15 protein-coding genes are annotated in these 19153 nt (G+C 66.4%); 3 read left to right on the top strand and 12 right to left on the bottom strand.

Annotation, left to right across the window (positions count from 1 at the left end):
- Positions 1-68 precede the first annotated feature (68 nt).
- Together HNP98_RS19485 and HNP98_RS19480 are read right to left on the bottom strand one after the other, a co-directional pair.
- Positions 69-827, bottom strand: coding sequence for a YdcF family protein (locus HNP98_RS19485; protein WP_173811860.1), 759 nt, complete (start codon positions 825-827; stop codon positions 69-71).
- A 156-nt stretch (positions 828-983) separates the two neighbouring features.
- Entirely contained in the window at positions 984-2750 is a 1767-nt protein-coding gene (locus HNP98_RS19480) for a DUF885 domain-containing protein (protein WP_173811859.1), read from the bottom strand.
- Positions 2751-2894: 144 nt separating this feature from the next.
- Between HNP98_RS19480 and HNP98_RS19475 the strand changes: the two genes are divergently transcribed.
- Positions 2895-4337 (top strand): DNA/RNA non-specific endonuclease, encoded by a 1443-nt coding sequence (locus tag HNP98_RS19475; protein WP_173811858.1) that lies wholly within the window; start codon positions 2895-2897, stop codon positions 4335-4337.
- Here the strand turns inward: HNP98_RS19475 and HNP98_RS19470 are convergent.
- The 8 genes from HNP98_RS19470 to rsmA all read right to left on the bottom strand — a co-directional run bounded on the left by HNP98_RS19470 (position 4334) and on the right by rsmA (position 12087).
- On the bottom strand, positions 4334-5194 hold the full coding sequence (locus HNP98_RS19470; protein WP_173811857.1) for an alpha/beta hydrolase: 861 nt from the start codon (positions 5192-5194) through the stop codon (positions 4334-4336). The two genes, HNP98_RS19475 and HNP98_RS19470, sit on opposite strands and share 4 nt — an antisense overlap.
- A gap of 85 nt (positions 5195-5279) precedes the next feature.
- Complete coding sequence (locus HNP98_RS19465; RefSeq protein WP_173811856.1) at positions 5280-5894, bottom strand: hypothetical protein; 615 nt, start codon at positions 5892-5894, stop codon at positions 5280-5282.
- Between the two features lie 17 nt (positions 5895-5911).
- Positions 5912-7516 carry a M28 family peptidase gene (locus HNP98_RS19460; protein WP_317171151.1) on the bottom strand — a complete coding sequence of 535 codons (1605 nt, stop codon included), beginning with the start codon at positions 7514-7516 and terminating at the stop codon, positions 5912-5914.
- Between the two features lie 243 nt (positions 7517-7759).
- Positions 7760-8614 (bottom strand): FkbM family methyltransferase, encoded by an 855-nt coding sequence (locus HNP98_RS19455; protein WP_173811854.1) that lies wholly within the window; start codon positions 8612-8614, stop codon positions 7760-7762.
- Between the two features lie 14 nt (positions 8615-8628).
- Positions 8629-9468, bottom strand: coding sequence for a nuclease A inhibitor family protein (locus HNP98_RS22400; protein ID WP_173811853.1), 840 nt, complete (start codon positions 9466-9468; stop codon positions 8629-8631).
- 167 nt (positions 9469-9635) lie between these two features.
- Positions 9636-10109 carry a transcription elongation factor GreA gene (gene greA / locus HNP98_RS19445; RefSeq protein WP_173811852.1) on the bottom strand — a complete coding sequence of 158 codons (474 nt, stop codon included), beginning with the start codon at positions 10107-10109 and terminating at the stop codon, positions 9636-9638.
- 108 nt (positions 10110-10217) lie between these two features.
- Complete coding sequence (locus HNP98_RS19440; RefSeq protein WP_173811851.1) at positions 10218-11183, bottom strand: NAD(P)-dependent oxidoreductase; 966 nt, start codon at positions 11181-11183, stop codon at positions 10218-10220.
- A 94-nt stretch (positions 11184-11277) separates the two neighbouring features.
- On the bottom strand, positions 11278-12087 hold the full coding sequence (gene rsmA, locus HNP98_RS19435; RefSeq protein ID WP_173811850.1) for a 16S rRNA (adenine(1518)-N(6)/adenine(1519)-N(6))-dimethyltransferase RsmA: 810 nt from the start codon (positions 12085-12087) through the stop codon (positions 11278-11280).
- 178 nt (positions 12088-12265) lie between these two features.
- Here rsmA and HNP98_RS19430 point away from each other — a divergent pair, with 178 nt between their 5' ends.
- Positions 12266-13327: a LacI family DNA-binding transcriptional regulator gene (locus HNP98_RS19430; RefSeq protein ID WP_173811849.1), complete on the top strand. Its 1062-nt coding sequence runs from the start codon at positions 12266-12268 to the stop codon at positions 13325-13327.
- A gap of 118 nt (positions 13328-13445) precedes the next feature.
- On the opposite strand, the gene HNP98_RS19425 is transcribed toward HNP98_RS19430, so the two are convergent.
- The gene (locus HNP98_RS19425) at positions 13446-15362 is read right to left on the bottom strand and encodes a DUF294 nucleotidyltransferase-like domain-containing protein (protein WP_173811848.1); all 1917 of its coding nucleotides are present in this window, start codon (positions 15360-15362) and stop codon (positions 13446-13448) included.
- Positions 15355-16089: a 3'-5' exonuclease gene (locus HNP98_RS19420; protein WP_173811847.1), complete on the bottom strand. Its 735-nt coding sequence runs from the start codon at positions 16087-16089 to the stop codon at positions 15355-15357. The genes HNP98_RS19425 and HNP98_RS19420 overlap by 8 nt, the downstream gene beginning before the upstream one ends.
- Before the next feature lie 161 nt (positions 16090-16250).
- Here HNP98_RS19420 and HNP98_RS19415 point away from each other — a divergent pair, with 161 nt between their 5' ends.
- Positions 16251-19073 carry a bifunctional transaldolase/phosoglucose isomerase gene (locus HNP98_RS19415; protein ID WP_173811846.1) on the top strand — a complete coding sequence of 941 codons (2823 nt, stop codon included), beginning with the start codon at positions 16251-16253 and terminating at the stop codon, positions 19071-19073.
- Positions 19074-19153: the final 80 nt, after the last annotated feature.

The raw sequence follows: 19153 nt of genomic DNA, 5'->3' as shown, positions 1-19153 counted from the left end.
TCAATCATTGGTTGTTGGCAAGAAAAGGCCGCCGTGCTTTTCTGCTAATACCCACCACTGACAAACACCTAACACCAGCCGCGGGCCTTGTACACGGCCCAGCCGGCCACTTCGTGCAGCAGCAGGCTCCACTGTTCCAGGGCGCTGGGGTCGGGCAGCAGCCAGTACTCGGGGGTGAGGCTGCGGCCGACGCTGCGGAAGTCGGCCGGAAACAAGCGCGGGTGCAGCCCCGCCCGCTCGAAGCAGCCCTGGGCCCGGCGCATGTGGAAGGCCGACGTCACCAGCACCAGCGTGTCGAGGCCGGGGTGGCGGGCCAGCAGCTGCCGGGTGAATTGCGCGTTTTCGTGGGTGTTGCGGCTGCGCTCTTCCAACCAGATGTCGGCGGGCGGCACGGCGGCCAGGCCCAGCAGGGTGGCCAGCGCCCGGGCCTCGCTGCCGGCGGCGCCCCCCCCGCCGCCCGACACCACGATGCGCCGCACCCGGCCCGCCCGGTACAGCCACAGGGCGTTGGTGAGGCGGTCGGCCCCGGCGTGCAGGTACACCCGGTCGTTGGGCCAGCGGCCCACGTCGGTGATGCCGGTGAGCAGCACCGCCGCATCGGCGCGGGCGGGCAGGGCGGCCAGCGGCACGGCGGGGCGCTCCCAGGCGCGCAGGGCCTCGTTGCTCAGGGCGGGGTTGGTGCCCACCAGCACCAGCCCGGCGGCGGCCCGCAGCCACTGCCGCTGCCGCCGCGGCTGCCGCGCCACCAGGGCCCCCAGCAGCAGGGTGGCCAGCCACACGGTGGGCAGCAGCACGGCGTCCAGAATTTTAGAAAGAAGAAAAAACAAGCGGCTTCGTTAAGATGAACGGGCGTAGGGCCCGGCACGCCAACGCCCAGCCGCGGGGCAGCTGGCCGGGCGTTGGCGAAGAATTTCGGGGCATCGGGGGACTATGAGGCGGCGCGCCAGCAACAGCCAGGCCCCGCGCCGCACCGGTCCCATACCCTATTTGCGCAGCATAAGTTCGCGGATGTAGCGCACCGGGGCACTGCCGTAGCCCAGGAACTGCTCGTGAAAAGTCTTTAGGTCAAAGGCTTTACCCCGCTTGCGCTTCAGTTCGTCGCGCAGGGCGTAAATCTCGGTATAGCCCGAAAAGTAGCTGCTCAGCTGCACCTGGCTGAGGGTGGCCCGCAGCCACTTGCCCTCGGCTTCGGCTTTTTCCTGGAAGCCCTCGCGCTCGAGCATCGCCACGGCGGCTTTTTCGGAAATGTTGTCCACCTGCACGGCGTGGTCGAGCACGGTGTTGAGCGTCACGCGCAGGTTCCACTTGTCCCAGAGCAGCCACATTTCGTCGGTGTTCTGGCCGTAGCCCTGCTCCAGCATCATGCGCTCGGCGTACACGGCCCAGCCCTCGATCATGGCCCCGTTGCCGAAAATGCTCTTCACCAGCGAGGGCGAGCGGTTGGCGTACACGAGCTGGGTGTAGTGCCCGGGAATGGCCTCGTGGATGTTGAGGATTTGCAGGGTGTAGTCGTTGTACTCGCGCAGGTAGCTCTCGGCCTGGGCCGGCGTCCAGGCGGCGGGCAGGGGCTCCACGTTGTAGTAGGTGTTGGCCCCCTTGTCGTAGGGCCCCGGGGCGCTCACGCTGGCCCCCGCCCCGCTGCCGCGCATGTAGAGCGGCGTTTCGCGCACCACCAGCGGCTTGCTGGGGTCTTGGGTCAGCAGCTTGTGGTCGTTGACGAAGGCCACCAGCACCGGAATCTGGCGCTTCACCGCGTCCACGAAGCCGTCGCGCGGGGCGTGCTTGCGGGTGAGCTGGTCGATGACGGCGCGCACGAGCTGCAGGGTGTCGGCGGGCGCGGGCTGGCCGGGCAGGTACTTGGGGAAGAGGCGGGCGGCGCGGCGGCCCATGTCGCGCAGCAGCTCGGTTTTGTGGGCCAGGGCCTGCCGGTACACCTCGTCGGCCGGGTAGCGCGACTGAATCTCATAGGCAAACTTGCGGTCGAACAGCGCTTTGCCAATGCGGAACGAGCGGAAGTGGCCGGCCTCCAGCACGTCGGTTTTCAGGAAGGCGACGTAGCGCTCGATGGCCAGCCGCGCCGTGGCCAGGCGGTCGGCAAACACCTCCTTTTCGTGGGCGCTCAGGCCCGAGCGGCGCACCGAGTCGGCCAGGGGCCCCAGCACGGCCAGCCCGCCGGCGTTTTGCTTGATGGCCAGCAGGGTGTGCTCGCGGGTGGGGCGGCGCAGGTTGTTTTTAGCGGCGTTGTAGTATTCGGGGGCCCGGGCCAGCTGGTCGGAGATGTTGCGCAGGCGGCGCTCGAGCCGGAAGTGGCGGCCGTTGAGCAAGTCGCCCACGCTGGCCCCCAGGTTGTAGGCGGCCGGGTTCCACTGCCAGGAGCGCAGCGTATCGTCCTGCCAGCGGCTGGCCCGCAGGTAGTTGGCCAGCAGGTGGTGGTCAATTTGGTTGCCGGGGGCCAGGCTGTCGAGCGGAAACGTGGCCAGGGCCTTCAGGTTTCGGGCTCCGAACGCCGCCGCCCGCCGCCGTTGCAGCGAGTCGGGAATGACCAGCAGCGAGTCGTACTTGTGGTAGCCCACGCTGGCGGCAAAGCCGGGGTCTTCCACCCACAGGCTCTTGATGAAGCCGGTTTTGAACTTCTCAAACCGGGCATCGGCCGTGGCCCGCACGACAGGCTTCTCGGCCGGTTGGCAGGCGGGCAGGGCGGCGGCCAGGCCGAGCAGGCCCAGGGCCCGGAGCGTAAAGCGGTGGAGCATATGGAAGCGAAAAAGGGCGAAAATGCCCGGCAATTTGCACCCAATTTCCACGCCGACGCGCGGCTCCGGCATTTCTGCCTCGAGCCGGCCGCCGGGGCTTCGACATCGGCCCGCAAAGCCCGGCACTGGCCGTACTTTCGCCCCATGCACGCCCCCTCGCTTCTCTTCGGTGCCCTGGCCCTGCTGGCCTGCTCCCAAAACGCCGACCGCCGCTCTGCTTCCGACCTGCGCCAAACGCCCGCCGCTACCTTCCCCGAAACCTTTGAGGCCGGCACCAAGGGGGCCTACACCGAGGCCGACGAGGCCCTGGCCACGGGCCCCTGGCACTTCCAGGACGGCCTCATCGGCAGCACGGCAGAGGACCACAAGGACGGCCAGCACGCGGCCCGCCTGCGCGGGCTGGGCCGCCTCACCATGCAGTTCGACGCCGCGGCCGGCGTGCGCCAAATCACCGTGAGCGCCGCCGCCTACGGCAGCGACGGGCCCAGCACCTGGGAGCTGTGGCTGAGCCGCGACGGCGGCCGCAGCTGGCAGCAGGCCGGGCAGCCCGTGACCACCGCCGGCCCCGAGCTGCAGCCCCACACCTTTGCCGGGGCCGCCGGCGAGCCGCTGCGCCTGGAGATTCGCAAAACCAGCGGGGCCAAAACCCGCCTCAACTTCGACGACGTGGTGCTGACCACCGCCACCGGGCCCGCCGTGGCCCTGGGCGGCAGCGCCAGCCCCGGGGCCAGCGGCCCGGTGGCCCCCGAGCGGCCCCGGCGCGGCCAGCGCGAGCCCCGGCCCACCGCGGCCCAAACGCCCACCACCGCCCCCGGCCCGGCCACCGACCCCGGCGACAACCTGCTGCTGGGCAACCCCAGCGGGGCCACCTCCGACCCTGCCAACGCCACCAACTACCTGCTGGTGCGGCCGCAGTTCACGAGCGGCTACAACGCCACGCGCGGCATTCCGGTGTGGACGAGCTGGCACGTGGGCCGGGGCGATTTGGGGCAGTCGCCGCGCCAGAACGACTTCCGCCCCGACCCCGCCCTGCCCCGCCAGTTCTACCAGGTATCGCCCCAGAGCTACGCGGGCTCGGGCTTCGACAAGGGCCATAACTGCCCCAGCGGCGACCGCACGGCCAACCTGGACGACAACTCGGCCACCTTTTTGATGAGCAACATGGTGCCCCAGGCCCCCCACAACAACCAGCAAACCTGGGCCCACCTCGAAGAATACACCCGCGCCCAGGTGCAGCGCGGCCTCGAAGCCTACGTGCTGATGGGCAGCTACGGCCGCGGCGGCACCGGCAAAAACGGCTTCGCCCAAACCCTCGACCAGGGCCGCGTGACCGTGCCGGCGCACATCTGGAAAGTGTTGGTCATCCTGCCCGAAGGCGACAACGACCTCCAGCGCATCGCCGCCGGCCAGGCCCGCATCGTGGCCATCGACACGCCCAACGACAACGGCCTCGACCCCGACTGGAAGCAGTACCTCACGTCGGTCGATAAAATCGAAGCCGCCTCGGGCCTCGACTTGCTCAGCACCCTGCCCCCCGCCGTGCAGGCGCAGCTGCAACAGGTGATGGACAGCGGCCGGGCCAATTAGCCCTTCGCGGCTACCAGCTCACCTGCCAGAAACTGCGTGATGGCCCGCACGTAGGCGTCGCCGTAACCTTTTTCCGGTTCTTTTTTCGACAGTTCTTCCATCGCCCCCAAGTGGCCGCACACGACGGGGAGTACCTCGCGCCGCTGCTGCCGGTGGGCCGCCCGGGCGGTAGCCATTGAATCGGCCAAGGTCGTCACGGGGTCTTCGGTGCCGGCGATGAACAGCCAGGGACAGTTGACTTTGGGCGCTACCCGGCCGTAACTCGTGGCTTCGGCGGGCAGCAGGATGACCGGCCGCTTGGGGCGCGCGTGCCGGTAGTATGCCACCACGCCTTGCGGATTGGCTACGTACCCTTCGGTTATTAGGAATTCACAGTGGGTGGTCGCGGCCACTTCCGCGCCCATTATTGAACCCATCGATAGGCCCATAATGCCCACGCGCTGCCGAGGTCCGCGCCGCCGGGCCTCGGCCAGGGCCGTGCGCAGGTCGGTGGTAAACTCGGGGTAGTACAGGTAGTCCTCGTTGATGGCAAAGGCCTCGCTGTGTCCAAAGCCGCGGTAGTCGAACAGCAGCACCTGGTAACCCTGCGCGGCCAGCGCCGCCGCCGGAAATATGCAGGAAGCCATGTTGCCAGCGTCGCCATACGCCACTACCACCGTTGTATGCTGGTCGGGCACGCCGGCCGTGGGCGCTATTATCCAGGCGGCCAAATGCACGTGGTCGGGCGTGGTGAGGGTCAAGTCTTGGTAACGAAGCCCTAGCGTGTCGGGCTTGGCCCACCACTTAGCCACTGGCTTCAGGGCCCAGGCCGACCAGGTTTGCAGCAAGAAGAAGCCGAGAAAAAGCAGACGAGCCATGCGGGTGGGGCTAAATAAGTGAAAAGCCTCAGCAAAATGCCGAGGCTTTTGAATAGACTTATGATGATGAAGGTGGTTGCATTCATTACCGGCTATCGTCGGCGGCCGGCGCTTGCCGAGCAGATTTATAGTGCTTCGGGACCGGACGCAGCCCCTGCAAATCGAGTGAGCGAACGGCTGGCCGCACAGATTTGCCATTCTTGAACCAGCGCTTCTCCACATAGGCGGTGTCTTTCTCGTTGCCTCCGTTGAACTGTACTATACGCCCCACCAGCACCGAATCGCCGTTCAATTGGGCCACCCATCCGTCCGTCACCGCTTGCAGAAAGCCCGCTGGGTAGTGCATCCGGCTGTGGCCGGCGCTGCCTATGTCCGTCGCTATATAAGTCGACTCGCACAAAAGGCCGCCTTTTTCATCGTACTGCTTCCAGTTGCCAAACGGAATGAATTTTAGTTTTCCGTTCGGCAGTGGCTTAACACGCAGGGGCCCTGCCCAATAGAGTTGACTTGGATGGAAACGCCAATAAGAAGAATGCATCTTATTTACTGTCCGTCCTGCGGCCAGTTCCGTTTTTTCGTTTGGGGTTAGGTGCGATTTATAGTCCGCCTGCTCAAAAGCCTGCGGTACGCAAGAGGCACCAAGCACCCCGCAGAAGCCCACCGCCAACCAACCGGATTTTAAAGAGAATAGCTTGCGCATATCGTTGTCGCCAAATGCTACCGCCCAAACCGGGCCCCGAAAAAGTCGCCCTTGTTCCAGGTGGGGCGGGCGGTGGCCTGGGCCACCTGGTAGCCGACGAGGAAATTGAGCTGCGCGTACTTGCGGCCCGCGTCCCAGTCGAAGGTGCCGCCGGCGAAGTTGTCCTGGGGCTTGTGGTAGGTCAGGGCCCGCCACTTTTGCACCTGCTCGCTGAGGTTGTTTTTGCCGTCGGCCGTCTTGTTGCCGTACTTGAGGTGCAGGGCCGGAATGCCTTGCACCACAAAGCTGTACTGGTCGCTGCGGATGAAGCGGTGCTGCGCCGGCTCGGGGTCGTCTTCCACCGCCAGGCCCAGGTAGGCGGCGGCGGCCACCACGGGCCCCAGCAGCGACGAGTGGGCGGCCCCCAGCGGCACCACGGCCAGCAGCGGCGCGATGATGGTGGGCATGTCGGTGTTCACGTCGGCCACCAGCGCGGCTTTCGGCACGGTCGGGAACCGGGCGAAATACGCCGAGCCCAGCAGGCCCATTTCCTCGCCCGTCACCAGCACGAACAGCACCGAGCGCCGGGGCTTGACCCGCAGCCGGCCGTAGGCGCGGGCCATTTCCAGCACCGTGGCCACGCCGGTGGCGTTGTCGTGGGCCCCGTTATAAATCGAGTCGCCGTTCACGGGGGCCCCCACGCCGAGGTGGTCGAGGTGGGCGCTGTGCACCACGTACTCGCTTTTCAGCCGCGCGTCCGAGCCCTCGATTTTGCCCACCACGTTGTAGCTGTCCACGTCCTGGTAGCGGCTGCGGTAGGCGGCCAGCAGGCGGCCCGGCAGCGCCTGCGAGGCAGGATGGCCGGCCCGCAGGGCGGCCAGCGCCTGGGCCGTGTCGGCGGCCGCGCCGGCAAACAGCGTTTGCAGGGCCGCCGCGCTTAGGGCCCCCACCAGCTGCGCCGGGCCGGGCGCGTAGCTGCGCGACACCGCCACCTGGCCGTCGGGGCCCAGCGCGCTCACCGCGCCCTTAGGGGCCGGCACCGGCAGGGCCCCGGCCTTGTAGTCGGCCAGCAGCACGCCCAGCGCGCCGTGGCGGGCGGCGGTTTCGAGCTTGGTGCGCAGGTCGCCGAAGTACTGCTGCTCGTTGTCGCCGAACTGCCGCTGCGGCTGGCGCGTGAGCACCACAATTTTTCCATTGGCGTCGAGGCCCGCGTAGTCGTCGTAGCCCAGCTCGGGGGCGCTGATGCCGTAGCCGGCAAACACCAGCGGGGCTTCTACCCGCACCTCGGCCTGGCCGGGGTTGGGGTACACCGTGAAATCGGTGCCGTAGGCCAGCGGCTGGGCGGGCCCCTGCGCGGGCTGCCGCAGCAGCAGGGCCCCGGGCTCGACGAAGGCCCGCCGCAGCCGCACTTTCTGGGTAAAGCCCCCGTTTTCGCCGGCCGGCCGCACGCCCATTTGCTGGAACTGGGCCGTTACGTAGTCCACGGCCATTTGGTAGCCGGGCGTGCCGGGCAGGCGGCCGCGCAGGCGGTCGTCGGCCAGGTACTGCACGTGGGCCTTGAAGCCAGCGGCGCTGATTTGTTGCAAGGTCGTCGCCACCGGCGTGGGCACGACCAGGGCCTGGGCCGCGGCGGGCAGGGCCACAACGAGGGCTAAAAAAAGTGTAAAGAAGGTTTGCACGGCGTCTTTGTTAAGTAGGAAATATCAAATTTTTACAAGCTGTTAACACAAGCTGCCATAGTCAAGGGCTAAAATCGGTGCTCGTGTTTTCACCCCCTGGGCCCGCGCGAAGACTTTAAACCTGTTCAAAAAATGCTGAACAACTCCCTGTAAACCGGCCCCAACGGCGTGCATCTGCAACCACCCCGGCCTCGGAGGCCCGCTTGGCTACGGCCCCGTCGGCGGCAGAAACACCACGTTGTTGAAGCCGGTTGCCGGGGCGGCGTGCGTGCCGAGCGACCCATCGGCTTGCACGTAATGCGGCCGGTAGCCGAACCCGGCCAGCCACTGGGCGATGCCGGCGGCGGAATGCTCCATCTGGGCCAGGATGCCCGGCTCCAGTTCCAGCAGCAGGGCGGGGCGCTGCGTGGCCAGCAGCCGCGCCATGCCCTGCAACGCCTGCCATTCCGCGCCCTCAATGTCCAGCTTCACCAGGCGCACCGCCGCCCAGCCGGCCGTGTAGGCGTCCAGCGTCGTGGCCGACACCGTGGCCAGCGCGTGCAGTTCCGCCGTGTAGGCGTACAGGGAGGCCATGCCCGAATTGCTCGCCGGGGGCAGGTAGATGGCCACGGGGCCGGGCGCGTTGCTCACGGCCATTTCCACCACCGTTATGTTGGCCAGTTCGTTCAGGGCCACGTGCTGGCGCAGGCGGGCCGCCGTATCCGGCACCGGCTCAAATGCGTGCACCCGCCCCCGGGGCCCCACCCGCCGCGCCGCCGCCAGGGCGTAGAGGCCAATGTTGGCGCCGACGTCGATGAACACGTCGCCCGGCCGCAAGTAGCGTTCCAGAAAGCGCTGGCCCGGCTCCTCGTAGCCGCCGAGAAAATAAATGTTCTGTTGAATCCAGTCCTCCAACCGCAAGTGCAGGCGCAGGCCCGGCCCGTAGCGCACCGTCTTGCGCACCCCGTCGAACAGCTGCCACGGCGCAAACACCCGCTGGTAAAACCCGAAATAGGTACCCCGCAGCGCCGGCAGCCGGAACAGCAGCCGGAACCCCGCGGCCAGCAGCGCTTTTATAAACAAGGACGGCCCTCGCCTCATGTTTGCGTAAGCACGGTTTTGAAGCCGGCCAGGCGGCCGTTGGCGTCGCGGCCCAGCGCGTAGGCGTGGATTTGCGGCCCGGGGCCCAGCAGGTACACCTGCACGCCGTCCAGCTCCTGCTTTAGGTACACTTGCAGGGCCTTGTAGCGGTTGGCCAGGGCCGCGTCGTGCAGCACGCCGTTGTCGGCGGTGTGCTGGCTTAGGAAGTCGGTCAATTCCTTGGTGCTCACCTTGGGGCCGGCCGGCTCGCCCAGCGCTTTCAGCAGCGCGGCGGGGGCCAGGTCGCCGGCCGGGGCGGCGTAGCTCACGGCTTCGAGCGGGGCCTCCGATTCGGAGACGAAGTTCAGGCCCGCCGTCAGCTTTTGCAGCTGCTGCACCGTGGCATCGTTGGCCGGCGCGGCGGGCGCGGCGCTGGCGGCGGCTTCGGCCAGGCCGCTGCCGCCGTCCACTTGCGCGGCAATGGCGGCGGCCAGGGCCTGCATCCGCTCGGGGGCCACCGTTGTTTTGGGGTTGGCGAAGTTCATGTCCGCCACCTTGTTCATCGGGATGAGGTGGATGTGGGCGTGGGGCACCTCCAGCCCCACCACGGCCACGCCGATGCGCTGGCACGGCACGGCCGCTTGCACGCCCTTGGCCACGCGCTGCGCAAACACGTGCAGGGCCGCCAGCTCGGCGGGCGGCAGGTCGAAAATGTAGTCGATTTCCCGCTTGGGAATCACCAGCGTGTGGCCTTCCACCAGGGGCGTAATGTCGAGAAAAGCCAGGTGCTGGCCGTCCTCGGCCACTTTGTAGGCGGGAAGCTCGCCCGAAACGATGCGGGAAAAGATGGAAGGCATTTTATTTAGCTGTTAGCTGCTGGCCGATGGCGGTTAGCTTTTTGCCAACGGCCCCGAACGATGCCGCTAATTAACGACAGAAGGCCGCCGACTTGCGCCCGCGGCCTCCCGATTCACTCTCAAAAAAGCTAACAGCTAGGAGCTAGAAGCTAACAGCTAGAGATACCCTACCGCGTAATCTCCAGCACTTCAAATTCGAGCTTGCCGGCGGGCACCGTGATTTCGGCCACGTCGCCCACCGATTTGCCCAGCAGGCCCTTGCCGATGGGCGACTTGACGGAGATTTTGCCACTGGCGAGGTTGGCTTCCTCTTCGGCCACCAGCGTGTAGTTCAGCACGGTGTTGTTCTTGGTGTTTTTCAGCTTCACCTTGCTCAGGATGAGCACTTTGCTGAAATCCATGTTGGTTTCGTCGAGTTCGCGGGCGTTGCCCACCACTTCCTCGAGCTTCGATATTTTCAGCTCCAGCAGGCCCTGGGCGTCCTTGGCGGCGTCGTACTCGGCGTTTTCGCTCAGGTCGCCTTTATCGCGGGCTTCGCGCAGGTCTTCGGCGGCCTTGGCGCGGCCCTTCACTTTCAGGTCTTGCAGCTCGTCTTTCAGTTTTTGCAGGCCCTCGGGGGTGTAATAATTGATGGTGGCCATGATGAATTGGGTGGGGTTGCGGGTTGGCTAAAAAGCAAGGAGAACGGCTGGCACGCGGCCAACCGTTCTCCCTGCGTTAGGTTCGGGGCAAAGATACTACAAACCCAATTACTCCCCGCTCCCCCCCGGCCGGCCGCCCAAAAACGCCGCCAGCTTGCCCACCAGCACCTCGTTGATGCGCTGGTAGCTCTGGTGCGTCCAGCCGCCGATGTGGGGCGTAAGCAGCACGTTACCAGCATTTTTCAGGAATTCGAACCGGGCCGCCTGGGCCCCCGAGAGCGTGGCCAGCCGCTCGTTTTCGAGTACGTCGAGCGCCGCCCCGTACAGCCGCCCGGTTTGCAGCCCGTCCACCAACGCGGCGTGGTCGAGCACCTCGCCGCGGGCCGTGTTCAGCAGCCACAGCGGCCGCTGGAAACCGGCCAGAAATGCCTCGTTTACGAAGTGGTGGTTGGCCGCCGAGTACGGGATGTGCAGGCTGAGCACGTCGGCGCGGGCCTGCAATTCGGCCAGCGGCACCAGCGCGGCGTGGGCGTCGGGGCGCACCGCCGGGTCGTGGTCGTGGGCCAGCACGGTGCACCCGAAGGCCCCTAGCCGCCGGGCAAACGCCCGCCCCATGTGCCCGTAGCCGAGCAGGCCGATGGTCTTCCCTCCCACTTCCTCGCCGCGGTTGGCTTCGCGCTTCCAAATACCCTGGCGTACCTGGCCGTCGGCCCGCCCGATGTGGCGCAACAGGTTCAGCAGCAGCCCCACGGCAAACTCGCCCACCGCGTCGCGGTTGCCCTCCGGCGCGTTCAGCAGCGTCACGCCCGCCGCCGCCAGCGCCGCCTCGTCGATGTTGTCCACACCGGCCCCGGCGCGGGCCACGTAGCACAGCCCCGGGCCCCGGGCCAGCAGCTCGGCCGTCACGCGCAGCTTGCTGCGCACCACCAGCCCGTCGTAGGGCTTGGCCGCCAGGGCCCCGGGCACCTCGGCTGCGGTGAGTTCAGGCCGGTAGTCGGCCGCCACGCCGATGCCGGCCAGCAGCGGCAGCAGCGTGGGATGCATTTCGTCGACGACGAGGCAGGTACTCTTCATTTAGCGCAAGGTCCCGCGAAGTTGAAAATTAAGTTTCGCGAAGGTTTAGTTGGTGTCAATCAGTCAAAAGCAAGTCTATATCCCTTAGCGAAACTTAATTTTCAACTTCGCGGGACGTTGCGCTAAAGGCCTCCACCAGCTTCGTCAACCCCACAAATTCCGCCACGCCCAGCTGCTCGGCCCGCTGGTCGAAAATCGCCCCGGCCATGGCCTCGGGCGAGAGGCCCAGGGGCCGCAGGGCGTTGCGCAGGGTTTTGCGGCGGGTGGAAAAGGCTTGCTTTACGACGCGAAAAAACAGCTTTTCGTCGCAGCCCAGGTGCTCGGTGGCGTTGCGGGTGAGGCGCACCACGGCCGACTCGACCTTGGGCGGCGGAATAAATACGTGCGGCGGCACCGTGAACAGGTACTCGATGGTGTAGAACGCTTGCAGCAGCACGCTCAGGATGCCGTAGGTTTTCGAGCCGGGCGGCTCGGCCAGGCGCTCGGCCACTTCTTTCTGGAGCATGCCCACCACCTCGCGCACCTGCTGCCGGTGGGCCAGCACCTGGAAAAAAATCTGGCTGCTGATGTTATAGGGAAAGTTGCCGATGATGGCCAGCGGCTGCCCCGGAAACAGCACTCCAATGTCTTGCTTCAAGAAATCAGTAGCGAAAATGCGCGGCGTGAGTGCCGGGTACGTGGCCTTCAGGTACGCCACCGACTCGGGGTCGATTTCCACCACGCTGGTCGTGAACGCCGCGTCTTGCAGCAGGAATTGCGTGAGCACGCCCGTGCCGGGCCCGATTTCGAGCACCTCGCGCACGTCGTCGGGCCGGCGCAGGGCCCCCACGATGCGGCGGGCAATGTTGGGGTCGGCCAGGAAGTGCTGGCCGAGGTGTTTTTTGGGCTTGACGGGGGAATGCATGCGCGGCAATGAGGCGGCGAAAGGGCCCGCCGGGCCCGCAAAGGTAGCCCGCGCCGGGGGGCCTGTACTTGCCCGAAACCCCATTCATTCCTACCTTGCCCACAAGTGCGGGCCGCCCCTGCCGCGGGCCCCGCCGGCCCGCCCGGCCCCGCACCTCGGATTTAATCGACCTTAAGCCTTGGCCAACACCAACAAGCGGATCTCCATCGCCGAACTCGCCGCGCAGCTGGGCTTGTCCACGTCCACCGTGTCGCGCGGCCTCAGCGACCACCCCAGCATCAGCGAGGCCACCAAGGCCCGCGTGCGCCAGCTGGCCCAGGAGCTGAACTACCTGCCCAACAGCCTGGCCGCCGCCCTGCGCAAGGGCCGCAGCAACACGGTGGGCGTGATTGTGCCGCACATCAACGGCTACTTTTTCCCGGCCGTGATGAACGGCATCGAGAAAATCGCCAGCCGCGCGGGCTTCAACGTGATGATGTGCCAGTCGAACGAGGACATCCGGCGCGAGCGCCAGAACGTGGAGGCCCTGCTCGCCTCGCAGGTCGAGGGCATCCTGGTGTCGGTGTCGAAGGGCACCGACCAGGACCTCAACCACTTCCGCCAGGTGCAGCACCAGGGCACGCCGCTCATTTTCTTCGACCGCATGCCCGACCTGCCCGGCAGCACGGCCGTGGTGCTCGACGACCACCTCGGGGCCTACGACGCCGTGACGCACCTCATCCGGCAGGGCTGCCGGCGCATCGCCCACTTCGCCGGGCCCCAGCACCTCAACACCAGCCGCAACCGCTACCTGGGCTACGTGGCCGCCCTGGAGGCCCACGGCCTGCCCTTCGACGAGCGCCTGGTGTACTCGCTGCCGCGCTCCAACCAGGAGTCGGGCCGCGACGGCATGGACTACCTCATGGGCCTGGCCGAGCGGCCCGACGCCGTGTTCGCCGCCTACGCCTTCCCCGCCGTGGGGGCCCTCGAAGTGCTCGAAAGCCACGGCATCCGCGTGCCGCAGGACTTTGCCATCGCCTGCTTCAGCAACGAGCCCTTCACCACCATGACCAACCCGCGCCTGACGGCCGTGGACCAGCGCGGCGAGCAAATGGGCGAAACCGCCGTCAACCTGCTCCTGCAAATCCTCAAGCGCAGCCCCAACTACTCGCCCCCGCGCATCGTGCTCAAGCCCCAGCTCATGCTGCGCGAGTCGTCGCTGTTCGGCCAGGAAGAGCCGGTGATACAGCGGGAGTTTTAGGGCCCCGGGGGCTCATTAAACGGAGCGAGCAGTAGCAAAAAGGCCGTCATGCTTCGGCTACGCTCAGCATGACGGCCTTTTTGCTACTGCAAAAGCTGGTAATTTATCCTCTCCGCCGCTACAGCGCCTTGGTGAAGCTGACCTTGATTTTCACTTGAAAATCGGCGATGACCTTGAAAATCTCTTTCAGCGTTACGCGCTCTACTTGGGTCAGTTCTTTGGGGTCGAGGTAATTGGTGGCGGGCATTCGGTCGTCGATGAGCTGGCGGGCTTGCTTTTTCAGGCGCATGCCCATCAGGTAGTAGTAGGCTTGCAGCAGCTCCTGGTACTCTTTTTCGGTGAACACGCCGCGCGCGCGCAGCTGGGCCAGGCGGGCCCCGGTGTTGGTTTGGAACACCTGGTGGCGCAGGGCGTACACGCGCACCAGGTCCACGATGGGGGTCATGGTTTTCTTGAGGTCGAACACCTGCTGGTCGCCCTGGGCGAAGGTGCGGAAGTTGCGGAAAAACGTGAGCGGCGGCTCGTACTGCAAGGCGTTGGTGGCCATGTAGTGCAGGAAACGGTCGAGGGGCCGCTCCAGCTCGGTGCGGATGTAGGCGCGCAGCTCGTCCATGATTTCGGGCTCGCCGTAGAGCAGGCGGCAGTCGAAAAACGTCGAAAACTGCATGGCCGTCTCCGGGTTCGAATCGTCGATCCAGGCGTGGTAGCTGCGTTTCCAGTGCGAGACTGAGTGCGTCCAGCGCGGGTTCTGGGCGATGAAGCCGCCCGTGCACAGGCTGAGCCCGATTTGGTCGAGGCGGTCGGACACAATGCCGGCGAAGCGCAGGAAGTATTCCCGCACCAGCTCGCGCTGCTCGTTGGCCTTGTCCTCGTACACGATGGCGTTGTCCTGGTCGGTGAGCAGGGTTTGCTCCTGCCGGCCCTCGCTGCCGAGCACCATGAACACGAACTTGGCCGGCGCGGGCCCCATTTCGGCCAGCACGCCCTCAATCACTTTCAGGGCGATGGTGTCGGCCACCGTCGTGATGACCTGGTTCACCAGCTCGGCCTTCACGCCGCGGCTCAGCAGCTGGTTCACGATTTCGGGCACTTTGCGCCAGCGCAGCCGCAGCTCGCGCGGCGACTGCGCCAGTTTCACGGCCTGGATGAACATGAACGGCGACTGCGCCAGGTCGCTCAGCAGCTTGTTGCGGCTCAGAAAGCCTACGAACTCGCCGCCTTTCTCGATGAGCAGGTAGCGCGTTTTGGTCTGGAACATCAGCAGGATGGCCTCGTGCACGAAGGCGCTGCTGGCGATGGACACGATGGGCGTGGCCAGGATGTCGGCCACCGGCCGGCGGGCGTCCAGGCACTGGGCCACCACGGCGTCGCGCAGCACGATGTCCGTCACGTAGCCCACGATGGCCCCCCCGGCGTCGCGCACAAACAGGCAGCTCACCTTGCCGCGGGCCATGCGCTGGGCCGCCTCGAAGATGGGCGTGTTGCCGGGGCACTCCACCAACTCGCGGGTTTCGAGGGTTTCGATTTTGCGCGAATAAATCTGGTCGGCGGCGATGAAGTTCTCCTCCGGCACCGCCGTGGGGCGGATGAAGTGGGCGTACTCCGCGTTCAGCATCCGCTCGCCGTAGCGGGTGGTGAAGTAGTGGAAGAAGTCCTTGTAGGCCAAGCACAGGGCCCGAAAGTCGCGCCGGTGCAGGAAGTACACCCGCGTGCCTTTGCGCGCCACCACCGTGCGGATGGAGCGCTTTTTGTTCAATAAAATGGACATGCCGCCGTAGCAGGCCCCCGGGCCGTATTCCTCCGGCAGGCGCTTGTGCTGCTCGCTGTCGTAGAAAAACGTTTCGTAGCTGCCGGCCACCAGCAGGTCCACGCCGCGCAGCTTGGTGATGTCCTGCTGGTAAATCAGGGTTTCCTTGGCGTATTCCACTTCCTGGAGCAGGTCGGCCACACCGGCCAACACCTCGGCGGGCAGCTCGTCAAACGGCTGCACGGTTCGCAGGAATTCGAAGCGGGTAGCCCTAACGGTCTTATCCATAATAGTATAGCAAAAGTAGTAAAACCCCCACTAGCCCGGCGGCCGCGGCGGCCCAGCGCCCGCCCCGGGGCCCCAGCCAGGCGAAGGGCCCCGGGGCTGCGACGGGCACCGCCAGCGGGGCCTGCTGGGCGAGGCTGGCTTCGGTGAGGTAGCCGGTGCGCCAGAGCTCAAAAAAAGCCTGGGCCGTGGCTTCGGCGTCGGTTTGGGCGTCGTGGTGGCGGTCCAGCGGCTCACGGAACAAGTGCTCGTACAGCTCGTTGAGGCGCAGGAACTGGCGGCCGGGCGGGGGGCCCAGCGTCCGCGCCAGGGGCCCCGTGGGCAGCATGGTGCAGAAAGTGGGCAGGCCCGGCAGCGGGTTGGGCAGCCCCGCCCGGTGGAAGCCCACGCCCAGCATGTGGAAGTCGAGCTGCACGAAGTGGCCCACCACCAGCGGCCGGTACCGTTCCAGGTCGGCCGCCAGAGCTCCCAGCACGGGGCCCAGCTCCTGCCCTTCGGCCGCCAGGAACTCGGTGCTGAGGCCGTGGATGGCCTGGGCCGTGGGCTGCATGGTGCCGGGGGGCACGCGCAGGTAGTGGTTTTCGGTTTTCACCAGCTCGCCGGCGCGGGTGTAGAGCACCCAGGCCAGCTGGGCCAGGTGGGGCCAGGCCGCGTCGTCGGCGTAGGGCCGGTGCCAGCCGGCGGGCAGGCCGGTGGTTTCGGTGTCAACGAAGAGCAGGTAGTCTTGCAACGGGCGGCGGCGGGGGGTGGGATTCGGCCAAATTTAGGGGCCCCGGCGGGCAAAAGCCGACGGCCGGGCCCCCGGCCGCGCCGCTTCTTGCGTAAACGGGCTGGTTCTTTCGCAAAGAAAGCCCACCTTCGCACCCGCATTCCTGCTCATCCCTCCCCGATATGAACCCACTGGTTGCCATCCGCCCCCTCGACCAAAGCATCTGGCTCGACTTCATCCGCCGTAAAATCCTCATCAACGGCGAGTTGCAAAAACTCATCACCGACGACCAGCTGCGCGGCGTCACGTCCAACCCCGCCATTTTCGAGAAAGCCATCGGCGGCAGCGACGACTACGACAACGCCATCAAGGCGCTGGCCCTGCAAGGCAAGTCGACCAACGACATCTACGAGGCCCTGGCCATTGCCGACGTGCAGGCCGCCTGCGACCTGTTCCGGCCGCTGTACGACGACGCCGCCAACGCCGGCGACGGCTACGTGAGCCTCGAAGTATCGCCCAAGCTGGTGAACGACACCGCCGGCACCATCGCCGAGGGCCTGCGCTTCTGGAAGGCCGTGGCCCGGCCCAACGTGATGATCAAGGTGCCCGCCACGCTGGAGGGCCTGCCCGCCATCCGCCAGCTGATTTCGGAAGGCGTAAACGTGAACGTGACCCTGATTTTCAGCGTGGAGCGTTATAAGGCCGTGGCCGAAGCCTTCCTCGCCGGCCTCGAAGACCGGGTGAAAGCCGGCCATTCCATCGCCCGCATCGACTCGGTGGCCAGCTTCTTCCTCAGCCGCATCGACGTGCTGATTGACCCGCAGCTGGAGAAGATGGTGGCCGCCGGCGGCGACCAGGCCAAAATTGCCGGGCCCCTGGTGGGCCAGGTGGCCGTGGCCAGCGCCAAGCAGGCGTACCAGGACTACAAAAAGATCTTCGCCGGGGCCCGGTGGGAGGCGTTGAAGGCCAAGGGCGCCGAATCGCAGCGCCTGCTGTGGGCCAGCACGGGCAATAAAAACCCAAAATACGACGACCTCAAGTACGTGGACGGCCTCATCGGGCCCCATACCGTGAACACCATCCCGCTGGAAACCCTGAACCTGTTCCGCGAAAAGGGCCAGCCCGCCGTGCGCCTGGAGGACGGCCTTGACCAGGTGGCCGCCGTGCTGAAGGCGCTGCCCACCGTGGGCCTCGACCTCGAAGCCCTGGCCCACGAGTTGGAAGTAGACGGCGCCAAGAAATTCAACGAGCCCTTCGGCAAGCTGATGGACTCGCTGGACAAGAAGCGCGTGGCCGCCCTGGCCGAAACCACGGCCCCCGCCACCATGCAGCTGGGCCAGTACCAGGCCGCTGTAGACGCTAAGCTGCAAGCGTTTAACACCGCCCAGTTCACCCAAGGCTTCTGGAACACGGAGGCTGCGCTGTGGACCGACGACGCGGCGGCCCAGCAGAGCATCCGCGACTTCACGGGCTGGCTGCGGGTGGCCGAAACGATGGTGTCGGCCGTGCCGGCCCTCGAAACCTTCGTGAACGAAGTGAAGGCCGCCGGCTTCCAGCACGTGCTCGTGATGGGCATGGGCGGCAGCACAATGGCCCCCATCGTGTTCCAGAAATCCTTCCCGCAGGGCGCGGGCGGCCTGCCCATCTCTATCCTCGATACCACCGACCCCGGCACGGTGCAGCACTTTGCCGACACGCTGCCGCTGGCCGACACGCTGTTCATCGTGGCCAGCAAGTCGGGCACCACGGCCGAGCCGCTGGCTTTCGGCGACTACTTCTACGACAAGGTGAAGGCCCTGAAGGGCGACAAGGCCGGCGAGAACTTCGTGGCCATCACCGACCCGGGCTCGAAGTTCATCGCCACGGCCAACGGCCTGGGCTACCGCCACGTGTTCCTCAACTTCGCCTCGGTGGGCGGCCGCTTCTCGGCCCTCACCTACTTCGGCCTGGTGCCGGCCGCGCTGTACGGCCTCAACGTGGGCGAGCTGCTGGAGCGCGCCATCCGCATGATGCGCGCCTGCGGGGCCTACGGCCCGGTGGACCACAACCCCGGCCTGGCGCTGGGCACGGCGTTGGGCGTGCTGGCCACGCAGGGCCGCGACAAGCTGACGCTGGTCACGCCGCCATCGCTAAGCGACCTGGGCCTGTGGCTGGAGCAGCTCACGGCCGAGAGCACCGGCAAGCACGGCAAGGGCATTCTGCCCGTGGCCGGCGAGCCCGTGGGGGCCCCGGAGGTGTACGGCCACGACCGGGTATTCGTGTACGTGGGCTACGAAAGCGAGGAAGACGCCGATAACAAAGCCAAGCTGAAGGCGCTGGAAGCTGCCGGCCACCCCGTTATCAGCATCGTGCTGAAGGATGCGCTGGACCTGGGCCAGGAGTTTTTCCGCTGGGAAATGGCCATTTCGGTGGTGGGCGCCGTGCTGCGCATCAACCCCTTCGACCAGCCCAACGTGCAGGAAAGCAAGACGGCCACCGACCGCCTGATGAAAGTAGTGGCCGACGAAGGCCACTTGCCCGAGCAGGAAAAAGCCCTGTCGGCCGGCGGCCTTGACTACTACGGCGTGCCCCAGGCCGCCGACGCCAAGCAGTTGGTGGCCAACTTCTTCAAGCAAGCCAAGGCGGGTGATTTCGTGTGCATCCAGGCCTACCTCACCGAGTCGCCAGCGCTGAACGCGGCCTTTGACAAGCTGCGCACCAGCCTGATGGCACGCCTGCACACGGCCACCACGTTTGGCTACGGGCCGCGCTTTTTGCACTCCACCGGCCAGTACCACAAGGGAGGGCCCAACACCGGCCTGTTCTTGCAGCTCACCCACGACCACAGCCCCGACCTGCCGCTGCCGGGCCGCTCCTACACCTTCGGCACCCTCGAAAATGCCCAGGCCCAGGGCGACCTGGAGGCCCTGCAGAAGTACGAGCGCCGGGCCCTGCACGTGCACCTCGGCGCCGACCAGTTGAAGGGCGTGCAGGCCATCCAAGCGGCTTTCGACGCCCAGGCCTAGCCGCCAACGCCCCGCAAAGGCCCGCCGCGCACCGCACGGCGGGCCTTTTTGCTAAGTTTGTGGTTAAATTGATTGTTCTG

This window comes from Hymenobacter caeli, from assembly GCF_013294115.1.
Lineage (GTDB): Bacteria > Bacteroidota > Bacteroidia > Cytophagales > Hymenobacteraceae > Hymenobacter > Hymenobacter caeli.
This window is presented reverse-complemented; position numbering and strand designations above follow the sequence as displayed.

What these genes read in the sequence shown, in the direction of transcription:
- rsmA (WP_173811850.1), bottom strand. Translation starts at nt 12,087, where the DNA reads ATGCATTCCCCCGTCAAGCCCAAAAAACACCTCGGCCAGCACTTCCTG.
- greA (WP_173811852.1), bottom strand. Translation starts at nt 10,109, where the DNA reads ATGGCCACCATCAATTATTACACCCCCGAGGGCCTGCAAAAACTGAAA.
- HNP98_RS19480 (WP_173811859.1), bottom strand. Translation starts at nt 2,750, where the DNA reads ATGCTCCACCGCTTTACGCTCCGGGCCCTGGGCCTGCTCGGCCTGGCC.
- HNP98_RS19470 (WP_173811857.1), bottom strand. Translation starts at nt 5,194, where the DNA reads ATGGCTCGTCTGCTTTTTCTCGGCTTCTTCTTGCTGCAAACCTGGTCG.
- HNP98_RS19475 (WP_173811858.1), top strand. Translation starts at nt 2,895, where the DNA reads ATGCACGCCCCCTCGCTTCTCTTCGGTGCCCTGGCCCTGCTGGCCTGC.
- HNP98_RS19415 (WP_173811846.1), top strand. Translation starts at nt 16,251, where the DNA reads ATGAACCCACTGGTTGCCATCCGCCCCCTCGACCAAAGCATCTGGCTC.
- HNP98_RS19425 (WP_173811848.1), bottom strand. Translation starts at nt 15,362, where the DNA reads ATGGATAAGACCGTTAGGGCTACCCGCTTCGAATTCCTGCGAACCGTG.
- HNP98_RS19465 (WP_173811856.1), bottom strand. Translation starts at nt 5,894, where the DNA reads ATGCGCAAGCTATTCTCTTTAAAATCCGGTTGGTTGGCGGTGGGCTTC.
- HNP98_RS22400 (WP_173811853.1), bottom strand. Translation starts at nt 9,468, where the DNA reads ATGCCTTCCATCTTTTCCCGCATCGTTTCGGGCGAGCTTCCCGCCTAC.
- HNP98_RS19440 (WP_173811851.1), bottom strand. Translation starts at nt 11,183, where the DNA reads ATGAAGAGTACCTGCCTCGTCGTCGACGAAATGCATCCCACGCTGCTG.